The 7959-nt window shown below is 62.1% G+C and carries 8 protein-coding genes; all 8 read left to right on the top strand.

What is annotated here, in order from left to right; translation table 11 throughout:
* A partial coding sequence (locus tag VF515_17010; GenBank protein ID HEX7409332.1) for an S-methyl-5'-thioadenosine phosphorylase occupies positions 1-363 on the top strand: 363 nt, incomplete at its 5' end.
* A gap of 186 nt (positions 364-549) precedes the next feature.
* Complete coding sequence (locus VF515_17005) at positions 550-1458, top strand: PfkB family carbohydrate kinase (protein ID HEX7409331.1); 909 nt, start codon at positions 550-552, stop codon at positions 1456-1458.
* Between the two features lie 173 nt (positions 1459-1631).
* Entirely contained in the window at positions 1632-2945 is a 1314-nt protein-coding gene (locus VF515_17000) for a UDP-glucose/GDP-mannose dehydrogenase family protein (protein HEX7409330.1), read from the top strand.
* A 120-nt stretch (positions 2946-3065) separates the two neighbouring features.
* Positions 3066-4025, top strand: a complete 960-nt coding sequence (locus tag VF515_16995) for a UDP-glucuronic acid decarboxylase family protein (GenBank protein ID HEX7409329.1) — start codon at positions 3066-3068, stop codon at positions 4023-4025.
* Positions 4022-4954: an NAD-dependent epimerase/dehydratase family protein gene (locus VF515_16990; protein ID HEX7409328.1), complete on the top strand. Its 933-nt coding sequence runs from the start codon at positions 4022-4024 to the stop codon at positions 4952-4954. The genes VF515_16995 and VF515_16990 overlap by 4 nt, the downstream gene beginning before the upstream one ends.
* A 17-nt stretch (positions 4955-4971) precedes the next feature.
* On the top strand, positions 4972-6771 hold the full coding sequence (gene lepA / locus VF515_16985; protein HEX7409327.1) for a translation elongation factor 4: 1800 nt from the start codon (positions 4972-4974) through the stop codon (positions 6769-6771).
* Positions 6772-6831: 60 nt separating this feature from the next.
* Positions 6832-7512 carry a signal peptidase I gene (gene lepB, locus VF515_16980; GenBank protein HEX7409326.1) on the top strand — a complete coding sequence of 227 codons (681 nt, stop codon included), beginning with the start codon at positions 6832-6834 and terminating at the stop codon, positions 7510-7512.
* A gap of 18 nt (positions 7513-7530) precedes the next feature.
* On the top strand, positions 7531-7959 hold a 429-nt coding region (locus tag VF515_16975), incomplete at its 3' end, for a hypothetical protein (protein ID HEX7409325.1).

The raw sequence follows: 7959 nt of genomic DNA, 5'->3' as shown, positions 1-7959 counted from the left end.
TCGACCCGCGCCGAATCGCTGTGGTATCGGCAATGGGGCGCGGCGATCATCGGCATGACCGCACTGCAGGAAGCCAAGTTGGCGCGCGAGGCGGAGATGTGTTTCGCCACTCTGGCGCTGGCGACGGACTATGACTGCTGGCATGAAACCGAAGCCGATGTCGTCATTGGAGACATCTTGCGCATCCTGAGCGAGAACGTGGCGACCGCACAACGGGTGATTGCCGAGACCGTAGGGCAGCTGCACTCTCCGCGGACGTGTGCGTGTGCGCGGGCGCTGGAACATGCAATCATCACCGACCGCGCCTGCATTCCGGAGAGCGCCAAGCGCGATCTCGACATCATCATCGGGAAATACCTCTAAAGGGCTTGAGGCATGAAACTCGTTGAGTGTGAGTCAAGTGTCGTTCGCCTCAAGCCCTGGCATATGGCTTATGGCATATGGCTCTTGGTTTATGGTTCCTGACCATATGCCATATGCTATCAGCCATATGCGCCACGCATGACGGTCGCCTCTCCGCTGGAGAGAGGGAGAAGAACGAGGGACAGCGTGAGTATCCTGGTCGTCGGTTCAGTCTTCTTTGACAGCATCGAAACGTTGCACGGTAAAGCCGACCGTGCACTCGGGGGCGCGGCAACGTACTTCGCGGTGGCCGCCAGCTTCTTTGCGCCGGTGCGTATGGTGGCCGCGGTGGGGGAGGACTTCCCTAGCGAGGAGATGGAGTTTCTCTCCGGGCGCGGTATCGATCTCGCCGGGCTGCAGCAGCGGCCCGGCCTCACCGGGTACTGGGCCGGTCGTTACCACGAGGACATGAACCAGCGCGATACGCTGCAGTTGGATCTCAACGTGTTCGCCGATTTCCGGCCGCAGTTGCCAGCGGGTTATCGCGACACGCAGTACGTCTTCTTGGCGAATATCGATCCCCGTCTGCAGGCGATGGTGCTGGATCAACTGCCGGCGCCGGGGCTGATCGGCTGTGACACGATGAACCACTGGATCAGCGGCTCGCGGAGCGAGTTGGAGCAGCTGCTCGGGCGCGTTCACGTCCTGGTGATCAATGACGAAGAGGCGCGGCTGTTGAGCGGCGAGCGCAACGTTGTGCGTGCGGCGCGACGATTGCTGGCCATGGGCCCACGCCGGGTACTGATCAAGCGTGGCGAATACGGCGTGATTCAGTTCTCGGCCAACTCGGTGTTTGCCGTTCCCGCCTTTCCCTTGGAGGAAGTCTTTGATCCGACGGGCGCGGGCGACAGCTTCGCCGGGGGCTTCATGGGAGAATTGGCGCGCTCCGGCGACACCTCGGAGGCGGGGCTGCGTCGCGCCATTGTCTACGGCAGTGTCGTCGCGTCTTTTGTTGTGGAGGATTTTGGCTTGAATCGTTTGCGCACGGTGACGAAAGACGAGATCGATCATCGCTACCGGCAGTTCGTCGCCTTGACCGACATCGACGGTGCCTGAGGTGGTGCCAGCAGCGGAGATCCGGGATGCCACCACTTGCGTTGACTTCGCTCGGGGGCCTGGCTATAAATTTGCCGTTCTTGTAGCGATGCGTTCGCGATGACCGGCCATGAGACAAGGGCCTGGGGGCCAGCCGCCAGGCCCTTTTAAACATCAGGTGTTGAGGAGGAGCCGTGAAAGTATGTGTCGTTGGCACGGGCTATGTAGGCCTCGTGGCGGGCACGTGTTTCGCCGAAAGCGGTAACGACGTCGTTTGCGTCGATATCGATGCCGAGAAGATTGCTCGCCTGCACCAGGGCATCGTTCCGATTTACGAACCCGGCCTCGAGGAACTGATCAAGCGCAACCTGGCGGAGGGGCGGCTTTCATTCAGCACCGACCTGAGCGCTGCCGTTCGCCAGTCGCTCATCTGCTTCATCGCCGTCGGCACACCGCAGGGGAACAACGGCGCTGCCGATCTGGGCGCGGTGGTCCGGGTGGCAGCCGAAATTGCCACGGCCATGGACGGTTATCGTGTGATCGTCAACAAGAGCACGGTGCCTGTGGGTACGGCCGAACGGGTGCGGCAGGTGGTGGCCTCGCGGACCAATCACAGCTTCGCGGTAGTCTCCAACCCGGAGTTCTTGAAGGAGGGTGCCGCCGTCGAGGACTTCATGAGGCCGGACCGGGTGGTCATCGGGAGCGACAGCGAACGGGCCATCGAGCTGATGAAGGAGTTGTACGGCCCATTCGTGCGCACCGAACAACCGATCCTGGTGATGTCGGCGGCCAGCGCTGAAATGACCAAGTATGCCGCCAACGCCATGCTGGCGACGCGTATCTCGCTCATAAATGAGTTCGCCAATCTGTGCGAGCGCGTGGGTGCGGATATCTCGGACGTCCGCCGGGGAGTCGGCTTCGATCAGCGCATCGGCCACTACTTCCTGTTCCCGGGGGTCGGCTACGGCGGGTCCTGTTTTCCCAAGGACGTGAAGGCCGTCATCCGCAGCGCCGAGGAGAACGGGCTCGACTTCAAGTTGCTGCGGGCCGTCGAAGAGGTCAACGAATTGCAGAAGCGCTCGCTGGTCGAGAAGGTCAAGGCCCACTTCGGGGAGTACCTGCGGGGCATGCGCTTCGCGTTGTGGGGCCTGGCGTTCAAGCCACGGACCGACGACATGCGTGAGGCACCGGCGGTCAGCATCATCGAAGCCCTGCTGGCGGCGGGGGCCGAGGTGCACGCGCACGATCCGGAGGCGCTCGCCGAGGCGCAACGGATTTTCGGCAGCCGCGTGCAGTATCACCGCGTCAACTACGATGCCCTCCAAGATGCGGATGCGTTGCTGGTGGTGACGGAGTGGAACGAGTTTCGTCGACCGGATTTCGAACGCATGCGCCAGTTGATGAGGCGGCCGGTGATCTTTGACGGCCGGAATATCTACGATCCGAACCAGATGCGGGAGCTCGGCTTCGTGTACTATTCGGTCGGGCGGCCGCCGGTGAGGCCGTGAACGGAGCCTGCGGCGATCAGCAGTCAGCAATCAGCCTGAAGGAGAACGATTGCATCTGCCGAGGGCTACGCTTTGATCGGAAGCTGAGAGCTGATAGCTGACTGCGGAGAGCTAAACAACATGTCACGCATTCTGATCACCGGCGGTGCCGGCTTCATCGGCTCGCACCTGGCCGACCGCCTGCTGGCCCAGGGACACACGGTGGTGGCACTGGATAACCTGTTCACCGGCCATGCTCGCAACATCAGCCATCTTGCCGGTCACGACCGGTTTCGGTTCATCAAGCACGATGTGACTGAGTACATTTACGTTGAGGGCAAGCTGGATGCGATTCTGCACCTCGCCTCCCTGCCGAGCCCGGTCGACTATCTGCGCGAGCCGATCAAGACGCTGAAGGTCGGCGCGCTGGGTACCCACAAGGCCCTCGGCCTGGCCCGCGCCCACGGCGCCAAGTTCCTGCTGGCATCGACCTCGGAGGTCTACGGCGACCCCAAGGTCCACCCGCAGCCGGAATCCTACTGGGGGAACGTCAACCCCATTGGTCCGCGCGGCGTGTACGACGAATCGAAGCGCTTCGCCGAAGCCATGACCATGGCGTACCATCGCTACCACGGCATCGATACGCGGATCTGCCGCATCTTCAACACCTACGGCCCCCGCATGCGTCCGGATGACGGGCGTGTGGTGACCAACTTCATCGCTCAGGGCCTGCGCGGCAAGCCGATGACCGTCTACGACGATGGCTCGCGGACCCGGAGCTTCTGCTACGTCAGCGACCTCGTCGAGGGGATGGTCCGGCTGCTGGAATCCGCCGAGGTCGAGCCGGTGAACCTCGGGAACCCGATCGAGATGACGGTGTTGGAGTTTGCCAAGAGGGTCCATCGCTTGACGGGCGGCAGATCGGAGATCGTCTTCGTTTCACCGAAAGACGAGCGGACCAAGGACGATCCACACATTCGTCAGCCGGATATTACCCGTGCCCGCCAAACGCTAAAATGGGAGCCGGAGGTGAGCTTGGACGAAGGTCTTCAACGCACCATCGACTACTTCCGCGGACTGCTCGGAACCGAGGCCCTATGAGAATCCTTGTGACTGGCGGGGCCGGCTTCATCGGCTCGCATGTATCTGATGCGTTTGTGGCGGCAGGCCACCAGGTGTCGATCATCGACGACCTGTCGTCGGGACGGCGTGAGAACCTCAACTCGAAGGCGCACTTTTACCAACTCGACGTGCAGGACACCGGGGTCGGCGAGGTGTTCCGGCGCGAACAGCCCGAGGTGCTCTGCCATCACGCGGCGCAAATGGATGTGCGGCGTTCGGTCGCCGATCCGATTTTCGATGCCCGGGTCAATCTGCTCGGATTCCTCAACCTGATGGAGCAGGGGCGCCAGCACGGCCTGCGGCGCGTGTTGTTCGCCTCGACCGGAGGCGCCATCTACGGTGAACAAGAGGCCTTTCCCGCACCTGAAACGCACAAGACCGAGCCTCTGAGTCCTTACGGTGTGGCGAAGTTGGCCACCGAACGCTATCTGTTCTTCTACTCGGTGACCTACGGAATGTCCTACGCGGCCTTGCGCTACGCCAATGTCTACGGACCACGCCAGAACCCGCACGGTGAAGCGGGAGTGGTCGCCATCTTCGCCGAGAAGCTCCTCTGCGGCGAGCAGCCGATCATCAATGGAGACGGGACGCAGACCCGGGACTACGTGTACGTTGTGGATCTGGTGCGCGCCAACCTCGCCGCGCTGCAGTCGGAGTTCTGCGGTGCGGTGAATCTCGGAACGGGCATTGAAACCGATGTCAATACGATTTGTCGCTCACTGGCGCGCCTCTGCGGCAGTGCGGCCGCTGAGCAGCATGGGCCGGCGAAAGCCGGGGAACAGCGGCGCAGTGTGATCGACAACGCTCTGGCGCAGCGGGTGCTCGGTTGGCGGCCGCAGGTGGCGCTGGAGGACGGCCTGCGGCAGACGGTCGAGTTCTTCCGCCAGCACCCGAGTCCCAAAGCGTAGCCTGACTACGCTGCTGTATGAATATTGCTCAGATCCGTAACTTTTCGATCATTGCCCATATCGATCACGGCAAATCGACGCTGGCGGACCGCTTGCTCGAGTTCACCGGGACGATTACGGAACGGGAACGTACCGCCCAGATCCTCGACAGCATGGACCTGGAGCGGGAGCGCGGCATTACGATCAAGGCCAGCTCGGTGCGGCTGCACTACACCGCACACGATGGCAAAGAGTATATGCTGAACCTGATCGACACGCCCGGTCACGTCGATTTTACCTACGAAGTGTCCCGTAGCCTGGCCGCCTGCGAAGGGGCGTTGCTGGTCGTCGATGCGGTGCAGGGCGTGGAGGCGCAGACGGTGGCCAACGCCTACCTGGCGTTGGACAACAATTTGGAGATTCTCCCGGTCATCAACAAGATCGACCTGGCCGGCGCCGATCCGGACCGCGTGCGCAGCGAGATCGAAGAGATCATTGGCCTCGACGCGACCCATGCCATCCTGGCCAGCGCCAAAGAAGGCACCGGCACGGAGGACGTGCTGGAAGGCATCGTGCAACATATTCCCCCGCCGCGCGGCGACATCAACGCGCCGTTGCGCGCCTTGATGTTCGATAGCTGGTTTGATTCATACCAGGGCGTGGTCGTGCTCGTGCGTGTCTTCGACGGTTGCGTGCGTAAGGGCAGCCGGATCCTCATGATGGCGAGCGGCAATACCTACGAGGTGATACGGGTGGGGGTGGCCAATCCCCGGCCGCAAGAGACGGAATGCCTCGGACCAGGCGAGGTCGGCTTTGTGATGGCCGGCATCAAGGAGGTGCACGAAACCAAAATTGGGGACACCATCACCGAGGCGGCACGTCCGGCCGCGGCACCGCTTCCGGGCTTCAAAGCGGTCAAGCCCATGGTGTTCAGCGGGCTCTATCCGGCTGATACCTCGCAATACGGCGCGCTGCGGGATGCGGTCGAAAAGCTCCGCCTCAATGATGCGTCGTTCACCTACGAACCGGAGAACTCCGTGGCGCTTGGCTTCGGCTTCCGCTGCGGCTTTCTCGGCCTGCTGCACATGGAGATCATCCGCGAGCGCTTGGAGCGGGAGTTCGGGCTGAGCCTGATTACCACGGCGCCGACGGTGGCCTACCGGGTGACGACGATCACGGGCGAGACGCTGACGGTCGACAGCCCGGCGAAGCTACCGCCGCTGCAAGATATCGCCACCATCGACGAGCCCATCATTCTGGCGACCATCCATCTTCCGGAGACGTTTCTCGGCGGCGTGCTGAAGTTGTGCGAGGAAAAGCGCGGCCGCCAGCGCGAGATCAAGTACCTCGGTCGCGGCCGCGCCATGCTGACGTATGAATTGCCGCTGAACGAGATCGTGCTCGATTTTTATGATCGGCTGAAGTCGGTCAGTAAAGGGTACGCCTCGCTCGATTATGATTTCCTGGATGTGCGGCCGTCGGACCTGGTGAAGCTCGACATCCGTATCAACGGCGATCCGGTCGATGCGTTGTCACTCATCGTGCATCGGGAACGGTCGTACCACCGCGGGCGCGAGCTGGCGGAGAAGATGCGGGAGTTGATCCCACGACAGATGTTCGAGGTCGTCATCCAGGCGTCGATCGGCAGCAAGGTCATCGCCCGTGAGACCGTGAAGGCGCTGCGGAAGAACGTCACCGCGAAATGCTACGGTGGCGACATCAGCCGCAAACGCAAGCTGTTGGAGCGCCAAAAGGAAGGCAAGAAGCGGATGAAGCAGGTGGGGCGCGTGGAAATCCCGCAGGAGGCTTTTCTCGCGGTCCTCAAGGTCGAAGCGTAGCGCGCGCCGGTCGTTTGCTTTATCATTGCTGGGTTCGATGCGGACCCGGCACTGAAATTCATGTCATCATCCGTTGAACCCGCACCTTCCATCAGCGCCAATTCCGACGGGCCAGGCCCGGTCGCCCGACAACGGCGCGGCAAATCTGCGGTGCGCGAGTACACCGAGGCGGGTGCCGTGGCCTTGCTGCTGGCGTTGGTCGTCCGCAGCTCCGTGGTGCAGGCATTCAAAATCCCGTCCGGCTCGATGCTGCCGACCTTGAAGGTCGGTGATCATATTCTGGTCAACAAGTTCATCTACGGCCTGCACCTGCCAATTCTCGGCACGCGCCTGCTTCCGCTGAGCACACCGCACCGAGGCGACGTCGTCGTGTTTGTCTATCCCGTCGATCCCAGCAAGGATTTCATCAAGCGGGTGGTGGGGGTCGCCGGCGATGTGGTTCAGGTCCGTGAGAAGCACGTTTACATCAATGGTGCGCCGTGGGATGATCCGTACGGTTACTTCGCCGATGGCGACGCCAAAGGACATGACAACAGCCCGCGCGACAACTACGGGCCGGTGACGATACCGCCGGAGCATGTGTTCGTGATGGGTGACAATCGGGATCGCAGTTACGACAGCCGCTTCTGGGGTTTCGTGGACGTGGACGAGGTGAAGGGCAAAGCCTTTGCCGTCTACTGGTCGTGGGACGGCACGGACCGGTGGGCGCGGTGGGAGCGCATTGGCGCATTGATTCGCTGAGGGATGAGGAGAATCGTTGTGATTGACGTGAGCCGAGTGGCAGGACGGATCTGTGGGTTGAGCGCGGTACTTCTGGTGGCCAGCGGGGTCGCCGTCGCACAGTCGGTGATCTTCAGCACTGGGATCCGAGTGCCGTTCTCCGGATCGACGCCCAGCGATGCACTCCCGATTCTGGTGCTTGCTGACGTTGGTTCGCCGGCGGGGCTGCCGGACGGGCATTTGGATTTGATTACGGCCGACCAGGCGGGGCATGCAACCGTCGTACTGGGCAAAGGCGACGGTACCTTCGGTATCAGCAACGACATACTCATCGGACTCATTCCAACGGCGCTCGTCGTCGCCAATTTTGACGCTCATGACGGCGCCGATCTCGTTGTCGCCGATAGCAACAGTGTCGTTTTTCTACACGGGACCAACGACGGCTACTTCGACTCTCCCGGACCAGCC

It is taken from the genome of Candidatus Binatia bacterium (genome assembly GCA_036382395.1).
Classification (GTDB): Bacteria; Desulfobacterota; Binatia; order HRBIN30; family HRBIN30; genus JAGDMS01.
This window is presented reverse-complemented; position numbering and strand designations above follow the sequence as displayed.

Bases quoted from the DNA above. Each gene is read 5' to 3' on its own strand.
- VF515_16995 (HEX7409329.1), top strand. From the start codon at position 3,066: ATGTCACGCATTCTGATCACCGGCGGTGCCGGCTTCATCGGCTCGCAC.
- VF515_16990 (HEX7409328.1), top strand. From the start codon at position 4,022: ATGAGAATCCTTGTGACTGGCGGGGCCGGCTTCATCGGCTCGCATGTA.
- lepA (HEX7409327.1), top strand. From the start codon at position 4,972: ATGAATATTGCTCAGATCCGTAACTTTTCGATCATTGCCCATATCGAT.
- lepB (HEX7409326.1), top strand. From the start codon at position 6,832: ATGTCATCATCCGTTGAACCCGCACCTTCCATCAGCGCCAATTCCGAC.